This is a genomic window from Streptomyces sp. NPDC031445, assembly GCF_055581365.1.
Map to the genome: position 1 here is coordinate 417,856 of NZ_JBVIJO010000005.1, position 13,507 is coordinate 431,362.

At 71.3% G+C, this 13,507-nt stretch carries 18 protein-coding genes and 1 pseudogene; 7 read left to right on the top strand and 12 right to left on the bottom strand.

From position 1 onward, the window contains the following. Nucleotides 1–8: 8 nt before the first annotated feature. The 3 genes from ACZ5DC_RS17030 to ACZ5DC_RS17040 form a co-directional block, all read right to left on the bottom strand. On the bottom strand, nt 9–2,267 hold the full coding sequence (locus ACZ5DC_RS17030) for a phosphotransferase (RefSeq protein WP_468653442.1): 2,259 nt from the start codon (nt 2,265–2,267) through the stop codon (nt 9–11). A gap of 385 nt (nt 2,268–2,652) precedes the next feature. Further along, nucleotides 2,653–3,309 carry an HAD family hydrolase gene (locus ACZ5DC_RS17035; RefSeq protein ID WP_468653560.1) on the bottom strand — a complete coding sequence of 219 codons (657 nt, stop codon included), beginning with the start codon at nt 3,307–3,309 and terminating at the stop codon, nt 2,653–2,655. Nucleotides 3,310–3,395: 86 nt separating this feature from the next. Further along, on the bottom strand, nt 3,396–4,274 hold the full coding sequence (locus ACZ5DC_RS17040) for a GntR family transcriptional regulator (RefSeq protein WP_468653444.1): 879 nt from the start codon (nt 4,272–4,274) through the stop codon (nt 3,396–3,398). A gap of 130 nt (nt 4,275–4,404) precedes the next feature. Here ACZ5DC_RS17040 and ACZ5DC_RS17045 point away from each other — a divergent pair, with 130 nt between their 5' ends. Beyond that, complete coding sequence (locus tag ACZ5DC_RS17045) at nt 4,405–4,593, top strand: hypothetical protein (RefSeq protein ID WP_468653446.1); 189 nt, start codon at nt 4,405–4,407, stop codon at nt 4,591–4,593. Between the two features lie 40 nt (nt 4,594–4,633). On the opposite strand, the gene ACZ5DC_RS17050 is transcribed toward ACZ5DC_RS17045, so the two are convergent. After that, nucleotides 4,634–5,542 (bottom strand): winged helix-turn-helix domain-containing protein, encoded by a 909-nt coding sequence (locus ACZ5DC_RS17050; protein WP_468653448.1) that lies wholly within the window; start codon nt 5,540–5,542, stop codon nt 4,634–4,636. 332 nt (nt 5,543–5,874) lie between these two features. After that, nucleotides 5,875–6,477 carry an RsiG family protein gene (locus tag ACZ5DC_RS17055; RefSeq protein ID WP_468653450.1) on the bottom strand — a complete coding sequence of 201 codons (603 nt, stop codon included), beginning with the start codon at nt 6,475–6,477 and terminating at the stop codon, nt 5,875–5,877. Nucleotides 6,478–6,638: 161 nt separating this feature from the next. On the opposite strand from ACZ5DC_RS17055, the gene dtd reads away from it, so the two are divergent. Beyond that, on the top strand, nt 6,639–7,064 hold the full coding sequence (gene dtd, locus ACZ5DC_RS17060) for a D-aminoacyl-tRNA deacylase (RefSeq protein ID WP_468653452.1): 426 nt from the start codon (nt 6,639–6,641) through the stop codon (nt 7,062–7,064). Here the strand turns inward: dtd and ACZ5DC_RS17065 are convergent. Together ACZ5DC_RS17065 and ACZ5DC_RS17070 are read right to left on the bottom strand one after the other, a co-directional pair. After that, complete coding sequence (locus ACZ5DC_RS17065) at nt 7,061–7,261, bottom strand: DUF397 domain-containing protein (protein WP_468653454.1); 201 nt, start codon at nt 7,259–7,261, stop codon at nt 7,061–7,063. The genes dtd and ACZ5DC_RS17065 overlap by 4 nt on opposite strands. Further along, complete coding sequence (locus ACZ5DC_RS17070; protein ID WP_468653456.1) at nt 7,243–8,085, bottom strand: helix-turn-helix domain-containing protein; 843 nt, start codon at nt 8,083–8,085, stop codon at nt 7,243–7,245. The genes ACZ5DC_RS17065 and ACZ5DC_RS17070 overlap by 19 nt, the downstream gene beginning before the upstream one ends. Nucleotides 8,086–8,255: 170 nt before the next feature. On the opposite strand from ACZ5DC_RS17070, the pseudogene ACZ5DC_RS17075 reads away from it, so the two are divergent. Both ACZ5DC_RS17075 and ACZ5DC_RS17080 read left to right on the top strand, forming a co-directional pair. Further along, a pseudogene (locus ACZ5DC_RS17075) lies at nt 8,256–8,648 on the top strand (hypothetical protein); the annotation flags it as partial. A gap of 5 nt (nt 8,649–8,653) precedes the next feature. Beyond that, nucleotides 8,654–8,965 (top strand): hypothetical protein, encoded by a 312-nt coding sequence (locus ACZ5DC_RS17080; protein WP_468653458.1) that lies wholly within the window; start codon nt 8,654–8,656, stop codon nt 8,963–8,965. 107 nt (nt 8,966–9,072) lie between these two features. On the opposite strand, the gene ACZ5DC_RS17085 is transcribed toward ACZ5DC_RS17080, so the two are convergent. The 4 genes from ACZ5DC_RS17085 to ACZ5DC_RS17100 form a co-directional block, all read right to left on the bottom strand. Next, nucleotides 9,073–9,360: a DUF1416 domain-containing protein gene (locus ACZ5DC_RS17085; protein ID WP_366754703.1), complete on the bottom strand. Its 288-nt coding sequence runs from the start codon at nt 9,358–9,360 to the stop codon at nt 9,073–9,075. 43 nt (nt 9,361–9,403) lie between these two features. Then, nucleotides 9,404–10,249: a sulfurtransferase gene (locus ACZ5DC_RS17090; RefSeq protein ID WP_468653461.1), complete on the bottom strand. Its 846-nt coding sequence runs from the start codon at nt 10,247–10,249 to the stop codon at nt 9,404–9,406. 122 nt (nt 10,250–10,371) lie between these two features. Further along, nucleotides 10,372–10,452: an Ms5788A family Cys-rich leader peptide gene (locus ACZ5DC_RS17095; RefSeq protein WP_350751515.1), complete on the bottom strand. Its 81-nt coding sequence runs from the start codon at nt 10,450–10,452 to the stop codon at nt 10,372–10,374. 229 nt (nt 10,453–10,681) lie between these two features. Further along, the gene (locus ACZ5DC_RS17100; protein WP_468653463.1) at nt 10,682–11,419 is read right to left on the bottom strand and encodes an LmeA family phospholipid-binding protein; all 738 of its coding nucleotides are present in this window, start codon (nt 11,417–11,419) and stop codon (nt 10,682–10,684) included. A 132-nt stretch (nt 11,420–11,551) separates the two neighbouring features. On the opposite strand from ACZ5DC_RS17100, the gene ACZ5DC_RS17105 reads away from it, so the two are divergent. After that, nucleotides 11,552–11,815 (top strand): DUF3099 domain-containing protein, encoded by a 264-nt coding sequence (locus ACZ5DC_RS17105; RefSeq protein ID WP_366754706.1) that lies wholly within the window; start codon nt 11,552–11,554, stop codon nt 11,813–11,815. A gap of 27 nt (nt 11,816–11,842) precedes the next feature. Here the strand turns inward: ACZ5DC_RS17105 and ACZ5DC_RS17110 are convergent, their stop codons facing one another. Then, complete coding sequence (locus ACZ5DC_RS17110) at nt 11,843–12,205, bottom strand: DsrE family protein (protein ID WP_468653465.1); 363 nt, start codon at nt 12,203–12,205, stop codon at nt 11,843–11,845. 235 nt (nt 12,206–12,440) lie between these two features. On the opposite strand from ACZ5DC_RS17110, the gene ACZ5DC_RS17115 reads away from it, so the two are divergent. Together ACZ5DC_RS17115 and ACZ5DC_RS17120 are read left to right on the top strand one after the other, a co-directional pair. Beyond that, nucleotides 12,441–13,016 (top strand): heme-binding beta-barrel domain-containing protein, encoded by a 576-nt coding sequence (locus ACZ5DC_RS17115; protein WP_468653467.1) that lies wholly within the window; start codon nt 12,441–12,443, stop codon nt 13,014–13,016. A gap of 49 nt (nt 13,017–13,065) precedes the next feature. After that, nucleotides 13,066–13,503, top strand: a complete 438-nt coding sequence (locus ACZ5DC_RS17120) for a Fur family transcriptional regulator (RefSeq protein WP_468653469.1) — start codon at nt 13,066–13,068, stop codon at nt 13,501–13,503. Nucleotides 13,504–13,507 lie beyond the last annotated feature (4 nt).

The window sequence follows — 13,507 nt, forward strand, 5'->3', positions numbered from 1 at the left end:
GGGCGAGCCTACGCAGGGCCGTCCTGACCGGTGCGCAGGCCCAGCGCGCGGGTGAGGTGGGGATTGCACCGGGGCGGGATGGTCAGGCCCAGCGACGCGGTGGCCGCCGCCAGCGTCATCGCGTACGAGTCCAGTGCCCGGCGGACGTTGGGCGCCTCCCGGCTCGCTCCGGTGACCAGCCGGTCGAGGTCGACGTACGCCGAACGCACCGTCTCGATCCACCGGTACACCCGCCAGTCCTGACGCCAGTTCCGGGTGCACTCCCGTGGCAGGCGGCTCTCCCAGCGGCGGAACATGCGGTCCCGGATCTCCGGCCGGGTGGGGGTCAGGTGCATGTGCCGGACCAGGTCGTAGAGCGGGTCCCCGACCAGCGCCATCTCCCAGTCGATCAGGGTCAGCGCCAGGCCGTCGTCCCGGCGCACCAGGTTCCAGGGGTTGAGGTCGCCGTGCAGCAGGGCCGGGGTGCGGCGGGTGAGCCGGTGCCGGCCGAGGATCTCGCGCAGCCGGGGCGCGCCGGGCAGCCCGAGGAAGCGGGCCAGCTGCTGCGACTCCTGGGGCAGACCGGCGACGAGCAGGACGAGCTGGTCGCTGAGCCAGTCGTAGAAGTCCAGGCCGACGGCGACCGGGTCGAGCTGGGCGTGGTCGACCCCGGTGAGCGCGGCCAGCTGGTCCACGAGTCCGTCCGCCTCCTGCGGAAGCAGCCCGTGGACCGGGTGGGCGGGCTTGCGGCCGGGATCGCGCGGACCCTCGTAGGTGTGGATCGCGAAGCGGTCCCCGGAGTACGCCCGGTTGCCGGAGTGGCTCTCCCCCAGCGCCAGGACCCTGGGCGCGGCCACCGCCGCCCCGGACTGCTCGATCGCCCGCAGCACGGCGTGCTCGCTGAGGAAGCTGCGTTCCAGCCGGCGGGCGTCCGCCACCCTGCGCCGCACGACGACGGGGAAGCCGGTGCCGGGAGCCCACACCACCGTGTTGAGGTGCACCGTGCCCTTGAACACCCGCTCGGCCGGGGCCGCGCCCTCCAGGAGCAGGGCGTCCCCGACGGCCCGGCGGGGGAAGCCGGGGTGCTCCGGGACGCGTCCGTCCGGCTTCCAGTCGATGGCCCGGGTGACCCGCCCGCCGCGCCCGGCGCCGCCGCGCCACACCGCGTCGCCCGCCGCGGCCCGCCAGCGGTAGAGGATGCCCTCGATCTCCCGCTCCCCGGGCACCCGGCCCAGGCGCAGCGGCTCGGCGGCGAGCTTTAGGGCGCGGTGCACGCGGGCCGTCGCCTCGTCCAGGCTCTTCTGGTCGAAGGCGTCCTGGAGGGACTGCGCCGCCCTCATCACATCGGGGTACACCGACTGGGCCCGCTCGAAGGCGAGGTAGTGGGGCAGGTCCCTGGCCACCCCGTTGACGGCGGCGGGGCGGACCGCCTGCACGGCGTGCGCCCAGGCGTCGACGACCTCCTTCTCCTGGTGGTCCGGGTAGCGCATCCGGACCAGGTGGGTGGCGAGGTCGTGCAGCGGGTCGCCGTAGCTCGCCAGCTCCCAGTCGACGCGGATCAGGGGCGGGTCGCCACCGTACGACATGATCACGTTGTCGCGGTGCAGATCGGCGTGGAGCAGGCTGTACGGCCGGCGTGCCATGGCCGGGACGCGTTCGGCCAGCCGCACCAGCGCGTCCTCCGGGATGCCCAGGGCGGCGAACAGGCCGCCGAACGCGCTCCGGTTGGGCTGCCGGATCTGCAGGTCGGCCATGCGGGCGAGGGCCTGGAGGAAGCCCTGGCTGTCGGTGTAGTTGCGCGGCCACAGCGGCGGCAGCGGCGGCAGCGTGGCGCTGCTGCGCACCTGCGCCGTCTCGGCGAGCAGTCCCGCCAGCGCTCTTATCAGCAGGCCGTCGACCGGCTTGCCGTCGCCGCACACGCTGGACAGCGGTACGCCGTCCACATAGCTGTGGATGGCGAAGCCGTCGCCCTCGGCGAGGCACTCGGGCACGTTGGGCAGCACGCCGTTGACGGCCCGCAGGATCGCCGACTCGTTCTGCCAGGTGCGGATCACCACCGGCAGCGCGCCCTTGCGCCGCACCCGCACGGTCACGGGGACGCCCGGCTCCCGGCCGAGCAGCCGGGCCACCGGTTCGGACAGCGGGACCACGTAGTTCTGGTGGTGGAACCCGCCGCTGGCCGCCCCCTCGGCGGCGGCGTACTCCAGGAACGTCTGGAAGACGGCCTGGCTCCGGGCTCCGTCGGCGCGGCCCCCGGTCGTGTCGAGGGGGACGGGAGGTGCGCCCACTGGCCGCTCCGGAGGTTCGATCGCGCGAGAACACGAAAAGGGGAAGGCTGGGGAAACGGTAAGTCCGCTTGGCGGGCGGCACGACCGGGCGCCCAGCCGAGTAGCCCAACGGTGGTCTGACACTCACCTGTGCGGCGTCGTCCGAGGCCGGCTCGTCGCCATCCCTCGCGCAGGGATCCGAGCGGTCGCTCAGCCTGCCTGCGCGGATGCTATCGCATGGGCACGGGCCTCGTCGGTGAGCAACGTCCACACTCCCTCGAACCAGCCCGTCATCCTGTCCACGAAGGTGGAGCCCGGGGAGTCGGGGCGCCCCTCACCGCCCGGGTCCGCGGGTGGGCACGGCGTCGGCGGGCGGCCGGGCTCCCGGGCCCGGCGCGGGCCGCGGTCACCGGCGGCGCAGCGCCAGCAGCAGGGGTTCCAGCGATCCGACGACGCACTCGGCTCCGGCCTCCCGCAGAAGCTTCCCCTTCTGTTCGTTACGCGCGTACCCGAGGAACGGCACGCCGGCGTCGCGCGCGGCGGTCAGGTCGGAGGGGGAGTCACCGATCATCAGGGCGTCCGAGGGGGCGGCGCCCATCGCGCTCAGGGCCCGGTTCAGGCAGTGCGGGTCGGGCTTGAGCAGGTGCAGGTCGGTGGTGCGGCCGTAGATGTGGGGGCTGAAGCAGGCGGTGAGGCCCCGGGTGTCGAGGTAGGCCGTGACCACCCGGGGGGAGTTGTTCGTGGTGATGGCCAGGCGGGAGCCGACCGCGGTCCAGGTGCGGATCAGCGGGTCGGCGTAGGCGGTGGGCAGCGCCGACGCGGCGGCCCGCAGTTCCTCCTTGGTGAGAAGTGCCTCCAGTTCGGCGACGAGGTCGCTGCCGGCGTGCCGGCGGTCCACGGCGCGCAGCACGCCGTGCGGGTCCATCGCCTCGCGCTCGGCGTCGTCGAGCAGGCCGTGCAGTCCGCGGCCGGCCAGCCACTCCACCAGCCCGGCCGCCACCCGCTCCGCCTTGTGCCCGGCGAACAGGCGGCAGACGGGCCCGTCGAAGTCCCAGAGAACCACGCGGGCGCGGCGCAGCAGTTCCCAGGGCTGTGTGGCCGTGCCGGCCGCTGTACCGGTCGTCGTGTCAGTCGTTGTCTCTGTGGTCACTAGGAGAGTGTCAGGTCCGTGGTGATGGTTTCCCAGAGGGCGTCGAACCACTTCTGGGACTGTTCCACGAACGCGGCGTCCCGGCGCCCGGTGCGCTTCTCGAAGGAGAAGAGCAGGGACTCGGAGCCGAGGGTGTCGTACATCTCCAGCGTCCCGCTCTCGGTGGGCTCCTCGCGGCGCGTGACCATGTAGTACGCGTACAGCGCCTCCGCGCCGTTGAGCAGGTACAACTTCGCCGGCGGGGTGAACGGCAGCGCCCGGAAGGCGACGTGGACGTCGATGTCGTGGGTGCCGCGCAGGGCCTGGAGGTTGTACTGGAGCACCTGCCCCTGGGCGTTGCGCATCGCCAGCCACCGCTGGTGGACGGCGTCGTCGTCGCTGCCGGCGTCGACCGATACCGGGAAGGCGAGGTTGATGTCCCGGGACGGCAGCAGGATGCGCACGTCGATCCGCTCCGGTCGCAGCCGGCCGTCGTGTATCAGGCGCAGCGGTTCGCCGAGGGCGGGGATCAGGCTCTGCGCGGTCAGGCAGACGGCGTCGATGCGCACGTGCGGCGCGGCGAAGGCCTCGGTCAGCCGGGGCGCGAGGGCCACCATGGTCGGCTGCGGTTCCTCGCGCGCGGGGCCCGGTTCGGCGACCCGGGGCGGGCTGCCCTTGCTGACGTTGCTGAGCAGTCCGGCCTCCTGGAGCACGCGCAGGGCCTGGCGTACGGTGCCGCGCTCCACGCCGAACTCCCCGGCCAGCTCGGCCTGGGTGGGCAGCCGCTCGCCGACGCGGAGGGCACCGGTCCGGATGCGTTCGCGCAGGGTGTCGGCGATCTGCTGGGACGTGAGCCGACCGCTGCCATTCACTGCCACGTTCTCCTGGGTCACGACCAAACGCTACAACCCGTCACCGTCTACGGGGAGTTGTTGAAAAGTTGTTTGCGGATAGGTGCCAAGTGGGGACAACTTAATCAGAGTTGGTCGCCAACTTGGTCAAGTTGGCAGACCGAAAGGGGGAACGTCCATGCCTGTCCTCGCGCTCCTCTCCGCCCTCCTCGTGGTCGGCTCCGAGCAGCTCGTCCAGTGGCGCTTCGGCGCCGCCGGCCTCGTCGGCCTGTTCCTGCTCACCGTCGGTGTCAAGGCCGAGAGCCCGGCCGTCAGCTCGGCCGGCGCCGTCCTGCTGGCGGTCCTGCTGGCCGGTCCCGCGCTGTGACGCGGTAGCCCGGCCCGGGGCGCCGGCGCTCCGTGCCGGGCTACGGCGTCAGCGCCAGGTCCGAGCTGATCGTCTCCCACAGCGCCTCGAACCACAGGCGGGACTGCTCCACGAACGTCGCGTCCCGCTGTCCGGCCCGCCGCTCGAAGGCGAACAGCATGGACCGGGTGCCGTCGGCGTCGTACAGCTGCACGTGCTCGTGCTCGATCTCCCGCTCCCGGCGCCCCAGCGTGTAGTACGCGAACAGCGCCTCGGAGTCGCCCAGCAGGTAGAGCTTGACCGGCGGGGTGAACGGCAGCGCCCGGAAGGAGACCCGGACGTCGATCCCGTGCGTGGTGCACAGCGCCAGCAGGTTCTGCCGCAGCACCAGGCCCTGGGCGTTGCGCTGGGCCAGCCACCGCCGGCGCAGCAGACCGCCGTCGTCGGCGCCCACCGGCGTAGGGAAGGCCAGGTCGATGTCGCGGCTGGGCAGCAGCAGCCGCACGTCGATCTTGGCCGGTTTCAGCCGCCCCGCGTGGATCTGTCGCAGCGGCTCGCCGATCGCCAGGGTGAGCGAGACGGAGGTCAGGCAGAGGGCGTCGATCCGCACGTGCGGGGCGGCGAAGGCGGCGGCGACGCGCGGCGCGAGGCCGACCATGGTGGGCTGCGGCGGCGCGGCGGGACCCGCCGGGGGACGCCCCGGCCCCGGGACCGCCGCCACGGTGGCCGGGCTGCCCTTGGAAACGTCGGTGAGCAGATGCTCCGACGCCAGGATGCGCAGGGCCTGCCGCACCGCGCCGCGTTCGACCCCGAACTCGTCGGCCAGCTTGGCCTGGGTGGGCATGCGCTCGCCCGGCCGCAGCACACCGGACCTGATCCGGCTGCGGAGTTCGTCGGCGATCTCGCGGTGGGACGAGCGGTGCCGCTGGGGCCTCGTCCGCCCACTGGCGGAGGCGTGCTCCGGGTCCACAGTCGAACAGTACAACTTCCCGCCAACTTGCGGCAGTTCCCCGACGGCTGGTTATAAGCCGCATTCCAGCGGACATAAGTACAGTGAAGTTGGCAACCAACTTGCGGGACATGGTCGGACTTCCCAGTGGTTGGCCGCTCGGGTTCCCTTCCGGAGGGGAGCCGGGAGCCCGGACAGGGGACGGCCGCCGGAGCGCACAGCCACAACTGAACAGCGACATCTGAATACCGACATCGCACAGCCACAACTGAACAGCTCGCTACGGATGCAGAGCACGCGGAGGGAAACACCGCAGACAGGGCGCCGACCTCGCACGAGGCGGCGCCCTTTCGTCACATCAGCAGGTCGTCCACCTGGGCCTCGCCCTCCCGGTACCGGCGGGCGATCTCCCCGCTGCAGTCGTCGGCCGTCCGCTGCAACCGCTGGCGGCGCCGCGAGACCTCCTGCTCGTAGCGGACCAACCGCCCCATGGCGGCGCTCAGTTCCAGGTCCGTACGCGCCGTCAGGTCCGACAGCTCGACCTCGGCGAGCATCTCGGCGGCCAGTTGCCCGTACTCCTCGTTGTGCGGTGTGCCGAGCGTGACATGGCGGGCCGAGGAGCGCTGCCGGGCCGGGGCGTCCTTCAGGATCTCCGGGAGCCGGTCGACCACGGAACCGTCCGCCGGCGCCGGCACGGACGCCCGGCCGCGCCGTCCCAGCTCCGCGCGCAGGATGTCGATCCGCCCCTGGAGCAGCCGCCGCACATAGCTGAGGTCCGCCTCGTCGCGCTGGGCGTCCCGGCGCAGGGCGCGCACCTCGGGAAGGCTCAGCCGGGCCAGGTCGTGCTCGGCGGGCTCGGCGGGCAGAGCAGGGCCCGCGGAGCCGTCGGCGCGCTGGACGGGCGGCCGGTACGTCCCCTGCGTCCCCAGCCGCCCGCTGGTACTCGGTGTGCTCATGGTGCGTGTGACCGTCCCCTCGACCGGCGTGTGGGAAGCATCGTGCCACCCCAACCGACCGCAATGTGACCGAGTGCGCGCGAACTTCCCCAGATGGGCGGTAAGAGATCCATAGTGGACCCCGTGCGGACTAGTGCGGGACACCGGGCATGATGGTCCGCATGCGTGCGGTGGTGCAGAGGGTGGACGGCGCGAGCGTCGTCGTGGACGGCGAGACGGTGGGCGCGATCGAGGGCGAGGGGCTGTGCGTCCTCGTCGGGGTGACCCATGAGGACACCAAGGAGAAGGCCGCGCAGCTCGCCCGCAAGCTGTGGACGGTCCGGATGCTGCACGACGAGAAGTCGTGCAGCGACATCGCCGCCCCGCTCCTGGTGATCAGCCAGTTCACCCTCTACGGCGACGCCCGCAAGGGCCGCCGCCCCACCTGGAACGCGGCGGCCCCCGGCGACGTCGCCGAGCCCCTGGTCGACGAGGTGGTGGCCCAGCTGCGCGCCCTGGGCGCGACGGTGGCGACGGGCCGCTTCGGCGCCCGGATGAGGGTGTCCCTGACGAACGACGGGCCGTTCACGGTGCTGCTGGAGATCTAGCGGGCGTTCCCCTTGACCCCGTCCACGAACGCCGACCAGGCCTCCGGCCCGAAGACGAGGGCCCCACGGGCGGGGGCCTTGCTGTCCCGGACGGGGACGAGGGGGAGGTTGTCGGCGACTTCGAGGCAGTTGCCGCCGTCCGAGTTGCTGTAGCTGCTCTTGCGCCACTTCACGTTGCTCAGGTCGATGGCTCGCACGGGACTTCCTCCAACATCCGCAGGATGAACTTGTGCGACTCCGCCGGGGAGAGGGCTTGGTCGCGCACCGCATCATATGTGCGGTGGAAACGCTCAACCTGGCTTAATTCCTCGACCAGTTCACCGCGCACGTCGTTCTCGACGTAAGCCACGGTACGGCCGTTGGGCAGCCTCAGGAACATGACGTCGGTACTGTCCAGGCCGTGCAGCCCGACGCCGAACGGCAGCACGTGGAGTGTGATGTTCGGTTGCACCGCAGCTTCCGCCAAGCGCTCCAGTTGCCCCCTCCACTCCCGTGGGTTGCGCAGCGAGTTCCGCAGGACCGCTTCGGAGAGGAGGACGCGGAACGGGGGCGGGTCACTCCCCTCCAACACCGACCGCCGTCCGGTGCGCGCCTCGACCTGCTGGTCCAGCTCCTCGCCCCTGAGACCACCCGCGGCGAGCGCTTCGCGTGCGTACCCGGCTGTCTGGAGAAGTCCCGGCGGTCTGCTCACGGAGTACTGCCACAAACTGATCGCCTCGGCCTCCAGCAGCATGTACCGCCGGTACTGCTCCTTGAACTGCGTCGGGTCCGCCACCGCCAGTTCCCACAGCGTGACCAACAGCCCCGGCGCTCCGTAGAACTGGTCCAGCGCCTGGACGACCTCGGGTCCGCCCAGGGTCTGCCCGCTCTCCATCTTGCTGAACTGGGACGCGTCCCAGCCGACCTCCTTCGCCAGGTCCCGCAGGCTCAGCCCCCGTTCGCTCCGCAGGCGCCGTAACTCCTCGCTGAACCGCGCCCTCGGCTCCTGGCTCCGTCCCGTGACCACCAACCGCTGTGGCATCGCGCTCCTGTTGAATTTGTTGAATTTGGCGGGCCCCGCGTGGAATTTGGCCCGCTCAGCAGCCCGGACGCCGTTTCCGTGCGTCATGCTCTTGAACACCGCCGAACACGCAGCGTAGCCGCCTCTTCGCGCTGCGCACACGCGTTCTTGGAAAGGAGCAGGCCGCCGTGATGACGACGACGCCCGAGTCCCACGAGCCGGGACGAGTTCTCTACGACCCCGCCACCGACAGGGTCGGCGAGTACCGGGACCGGGCCGGCCCCTACGTGATGCTGCGCCCCGTCGGCGGCGGGGCGGAGTGGCAGGCCGATCCCGAGAAGGTGCGTCCGGCCACGGACCGGGAGCGGATCGGGGCGGGTGTGCGGGCCGTCAACCAGCGCGCCAGGGGCGTCCCGTCGCTGCCGCCGCCCCTGGACGAGGCGAGCCGGCCACCGCGCCCCGTGCCGGGCTGTGCCGCCTGTCTGGAGCTGGCGGAGCGGCGGGAGGCGGCGCGGGTGGCGTACGACCGCAGCGCCGAGACCGACGCGAACGTGCTGCTGCGCCAGCACCAGCGGGCGGAGCACCGCGCATGGCGGCCGAGGGGGGCGGTCTGCCGTACGAGGAGTGCGGGCGGTGGCAGCGGGAGAACCCGGCGCCACGGGACCGGGCCACGACCCCGCCGGCCTACGCGCTGCCGCCCTTCCATCCCGCGTTCGCGCCCGATCCGCGTCCCGGGGTGCGTGGTGCGCCCGACGTCCCCGACCCGGGCCCCCCGCCCCGCCCCGGACGCCGTCCCGGGCGCCGCGTGCCCGACGGTGCGGCCGTCAGCGGTTTCCTCGTCGCACTCTGCGTCGGCGCGCTGCTCGCGGCGATCGGGCTCGCGGCGGTCCGGCGCTGCTGACGCGGGCCCGTGCACAGCCGAAGGGCCGCACCCCCCACTGGCGTCCAACCCGGGGGATGCGGCCCTCAGCCGTCACTGAGCCCGTCACAGGCCCTCCAGCGGTCCGCTCAGACCGCGATGGCGACCTCGGCCAGGCCGCCCTTCTGGGCGACGACCGTGCGGTCGGCGGTCGCACCCGGCACCAGCGCCCGCAGCGTCCACGTGCCCTCGGCCGCGTAGAAGCGGAACTGGCCGGTCGCGGAGGTGGGCACCTCCGCGGTGAACTCGCCGGTCGAGTCGAGCAGTCGGACGTATCCGGTCACCGGCTCGCCGTCGCGGGTCACCTGGCCCTGGATCGTGGTCTCACCGGGCTTGACCGTCGAGGCGTCCGGGCCGCCGGCCTTCGCTCCACACATGCGTTTCTCCAGAGGGGTCTCGGTCCGACCAGAAGGTCGGGGGTTACTTGGCGGCGCCGAGCTCGATCGGCACGCCCACGAGGGAGCCGTACTCGGTCCAGGAGCCGTCGTAGTTCTTGACGTTCTCCACGCCCAGCAGCTCGTGCAGCACGAACCAGGTCAGGGCCGAGCGCTCACCGATGCGGCAGTAGGCGATCGTGTCCTTGGCGAGGTCCACGTTCTCGGCGGCGTAGAGCTCCTTGAGCTCCTCGTCCGACTTGAAGGTGCCGTCGTCGTTGGCGTTCTTCGACCACGGGATGTTGCGGGCGCTCGGCACGTGGCCCGGCCGCTGCGACTGCTCCTGCGGCAGGTGCGCCGGGGCGAGCAGCTTGCCGGAGAACTCGTCGGGCGAGCGGACGTCGACCAGGTTCTGCGAGCCGATCGCGTTCACGACGTCGTCGCGGAAGGCGCGGATCGAGGTGTCCTGCGCCTTGGCCTTGTAGTCGGTCTTCGCGCGCTCGGGGACCTCGTCGCCGGCGACCAGCTCACGGGCGTCCAGCTCCCACTTCTTGCGGCCGCCGTCGAGGAGCTTGACGTTCTCGTGGCCGTACAGCTTGAAGTACCAGTAGGCGTACGACGCGAACCAGTTGTTGTTGCCGCCGTAGAGAACCACCGTGTGGTCGTTGGCGATGCCCTTCTCCGACAGGAGCTTCTCGAAGCCCTCCTGGTCGATGAAGTCACGGCGGACCGGGTCCTGGAGGTCCTTGGTCCAGTCGATGCGGATCGCGTTCTTGATGTGGTTCTTGTCGTAGGCGGACGTGTCCTCGTCCACCTCGACGATCGCGATGGTCGGGTCGTCCAGGTGCTCCTGGAGCCAGTCGGCGTCGACCAGGACGTCGCTGCGGCTCATGCTCTTCTCCTCCGGGGCAGTCGCGGCGGGGCGTGCGAGTAGAGAGGGGCGCGCTCGGTGCCGAGCGGCGCACGGATGCCCTGGCAGCAGGGCGGGTGAGACGCGGGAGCCGGGGCTTCCGCTCAGAAGGGGCGACAGAGCATGGCGGCAACGCGGCACAGGTCCACTGCCCGCCGCTTCGTGAGATCCGCCTGTCGCTTCATGGGCTCGATCGTAGGGACGTCCGGGCGGGCGTGTCACCGGTGTGTCGCATGGCGAGACGGGATCGTCCGAATGGCGGGATACGCATGCCCCCCGAACGGCGTCCGGCAGCCCCCGGGCGCTCGCCCAGGTCATCGCATCTGCGCTACGGACGTGACCGTCTCGCCAGTCGGACAAGACCGGTCACCGCCCTCGCCCGGTCCGCCGGCGTCCGTCTCCGCCGGCGTCCGACTACCCCGCCAGCTTGACGTCCGAACCCTGCACGCTGATCCGCACGCCCTTCGGCGCGGCCTCCACCTTGTCCAGCTTGATGCCGCCGGGCAGCTGATCGACGGCCTGCTGGAAGTCGGTGATCCGGCGGATGCGGTCCTCGGCGATCGCTGCGGCGCCCAGCTGCGGCAGCGAGTCCGCGTGCACCTCGACCTTGTTGTTCACCACGGCCACCGAGCTGAGCACGGACACCGTCTGCTTGACCCCGAGAGCCGGGACGGTCCCCTGCACCGCGACCTTGATCTTCCCGTTGCCGCCGTCGGAGAGGCCGACGACCCGGGCCATGACGCCGGGGGCCACCTCGGTCGGCTCGGACTTGGCCGTCTTCAGCAGCTCGGCGTACGAGATCGACGCCGTGCCGGTCGCGGTGGACGCGGTGGCCGAGCTGTAGTCGCCGGAGAACTCGACGCCCTTCATGTCGGCCTTCAGATCGTCGATCCGGATGGTCTGGCCGGGCTTGCCGGTGGCGGCCTGGTAGTCCTTGATGCCGACCTCTACGTCGTCGAGGGAGCCGCCCGCGAGCTGGGTGAGGAACGGGAAGCCCTTGATGTCCACGCTCGGGGTCGAGGACAGGTTCTGGGTCGCCTTCAGCTTGTCCGCGGCCTCGCCCTCGGCGAAGTGCACGGCGACCCGGTCCACGATCACGAAGAGTCCGCCCAGGACCACGACGAGGATCAGGAGTATTCGCAGGGCGCGCATGTGGAGGTTCCCCCGGGTCGGCGACGGTGTTCGTGAATCCGGTACGGACACGCCACGGTAACCCCGCCGGGCCCGGTCGCAGGGAATTTGTGGATCAGTTGTGACAGGCCGTGCCGGACCTACAGTGGACGTATGTACGCCCGGCGTCGGCACGTCTACTTCGCCATGATGGGGACCTGCATCGGTCTCTTCGTCCTGGCCTGGGGGGTCATCCGCATCTGGTCGGTGCCCGCGGCCGTCGGCATGTGCGTGCTGGCGATGGTCATCCCGCCGGTCGCCGCGATGATCGCCAACCGCCGGGGCCCGGAGGACCGCTGGTGGGACGACCCCTCCGGCGACCCGCAGTCCGACGAGTGGTGGGACGAACTGGACGGCAAGAAGCGCCCGCGGCCCTAGGAGCGCCGGCGGCCCTGCGGGGAGGGCTCAGTAGACGAGCGCCTGCGTCTCCTCCGCCAGCGCCTCCTGCACGAAGACCTGCGCGCCCGCGATCCGTACGCCCTCGACGACGTCCTTCTCCGTGATCTCCCGGCGGGCGGCGCACTGCGTGCACAGCGTGACGCGTCCGGCGGCGAGGACCGACTCCAGCAGATCGGGCAGCGGCGCGGCGTGCGGCAGCTCGAACTCGGCGGCCCGGCCCGGCAGCGCGAACCAGGACGACTCCCCGGTCAGCCACAGCGAGACCTCGACCCCGCTGGCCACGGCCACGGCGGCCACCGTGAACGCCTGCGAGCACCGCTCGGGGGCGTCCGCCCCGGCCGTCACCTTGATCACGAGCTTCTTCGCCATGCGGGAAGCGTAGCCCTCGGCGGCGCCGCCCCTCGCAAGGAGCGCCCCGGCCCGGCCGCGTAAGCTGGGCTGCGGCTCTGTCGTCCGCCCACCCTCGCTCAAGGAGCACCCGTGGAAGCATTCTTCGAAGTCCTGCTGGTCCTGGTCTGCGTCGGCGTGCTCGCCTTCGCCGGTCTGACCGTGAAGAAGCTGTTCCAGGGCCAGCGCTGATCCACACCCACGAAAGCCTCCGCTCATGATCGAGATCCCGTCCGACCTGCACAAGGACCTTGTCCCGCTCGCCTTCCTGCTCGGCAACTGGGCCGGCGCGGGCGTGCATGACTTCCCCGGCTCTCAGAAGTGCAACTTCGGGCAGGAGGTCAGCTTCACCCACGACGGCCGGGACTTCCTGGAGTACCACTCCCGCACCTGGGTGCTCGACCAGGACGGCAACAAGGTCCGCCCCCTGGAGTCCGAGTCCGGCTTCTGGCGCATCCGCCCGGACCGCAAGGTCGAGGTCACGATGACCCGCGACGACGGCGTGATCGAGATCTGGTACGGCGAGATGGCCGAAAAGAAGCCGCAGATCGACCTGGTCACGGACGCCGTCGCCCGCACTGCGGACTCCCGGCCGTACAGCGGCGGCAAGCGGCTCTACGGCTATGTCAAGAGCGACCTGATGTGGGTCGGCGAGAAGCAGACCCCCGAGGTACCGCTGCGCCCCTACATGTCGGCCCAGCTGAAGAAGGTCGTCACCCCCGAGGACGTCGAGCGCTGGGCGAAGGCCCTCCCCGACGACCTTCCGGACGACGGCATCGCGTTCTTCAAGTAGGCCGTCTTCGTCCGGTGGCACCGCGCCCGGTGGCTCTAGACTCGTCGGTGTGGTGAGCACCGACTGGAAGAGCGACCTCAGGCAGCGCGGCTACCGGCTGACGCCTCAGCGGCAGCTTGTCCTGGAAGCCGTGGACACCCTCGAGCACGCGACCCCCGACGACATCCTCGTGGAAGTGAGGAAGACGGCGTCGGGGGTCAACATTTCCACCGTCTACCGCACGCTGGAGCTGCTGGAGGAACTGGGCCTGGTCAGCCACGCCCACCTCGGGCACGGCGCCCCGACCTACCACCTCGCCGACCGCCACCACCATCTGCACCTGGTGTGCCGGGACTGCGACGACGTCATCGAGGCGGACCTGGACGTGGCCGGGGAGTTCACGGACAAGCTGCGCCGGCAGTTCGGTTTCGACACCGACATGAAGCACTTCGCGATCTTCGGCCGGTGCCAGGACTGTTCCCTGAAGGGTTCAAGTACCACGTCGTAGGCTT

Coding starts and splice junctions, on each gene's coding strand:
- ACZ5DC_RS17045 (WP_468653446.1), top strand. CDS start 4,405: ATGCCTGTCCTCGCGCTCCTCTCCGCCCTCCTCGTGGTCGGCTCCGAG.
- ACZ5DC_RS17055 (WP_468653450.1), bottom strand. CDS start 6,477: ATGAGCACACCGAGTACCAGCGGGCGGCTGGGGACGCAGGGGACGTAC.
- dtd (WP_468653452.1), top strand. CDS start 6,639: ATGCGTGCGGTGGTGCAGAGGGTGGACGGCGCGAGCGTCGTCGTGGAC.
- ACZ5DC_RS17070 (WP_468653456.1), bottom strand. CDS start 8,085: ATGCCACAGCGGTTGGTGGTCACGGGACGGAGCCAGGAGCCGAGGGCG.
- ACZ5DC_RS17080 (WP_468653458.1), top strand. CDS start 8,654: ATGGCGGCCGAGGGGGGCGGTCTGCCGTACGAGGAGTGCGGGCGGTGG.
- ACZ5DC_RS17085 (WP_366754703.1), bottom strand. CDS start 9,360: ATGTGTGGAGCGAAGGCCGGCGGCCCGGACGCCTCGACGGTCAAGCCC.
- ACZ5DC_RS17090 (WP_468653461.1), bottom strand. CDS start 10,249: ATGAGCCGCAGCGACGTCCTGGTCGACGCCGACTGGCTCCAGGAGCAC.
- ACZ5DC_RS17095 (WP_350751515.1), bottom strand. CDS start 10,452: ATGAAGCGACAGGCGGATCTCACGAAGCGGCGGGCAGTGGACCTGTGC.
- ACZ5DC_RS17100 (WP_468653463.1), bottom strand. CDS start 11,419: ATGCGCGCCCTGCGAATACTCCTGATCCTCGTCGTGGTCCTGGGCGGA.
- ACZ5DC_RS17105 (WP_366754706.1), top strand. CDS start 11,552: ATGTACGCCCGGCGTCGGCACGTCTACTTCGCCATGATGGGGACCTGC.
- ACZ5DC_RS17110 (WP_468653465.1), bottom strand. CDS start 12,205: ATGGCGAAGAAGCTCGTGATCAAGGTGACGGCCGGGGCGGACGCCCCC.
- ACZ5DC_RS17115 (WP_468653467.1), top strand. CDS start 12,441: ATGATCGAGATCCCGTCCGACCTGCACAAGGACCTTGTCCCGCTCGCC.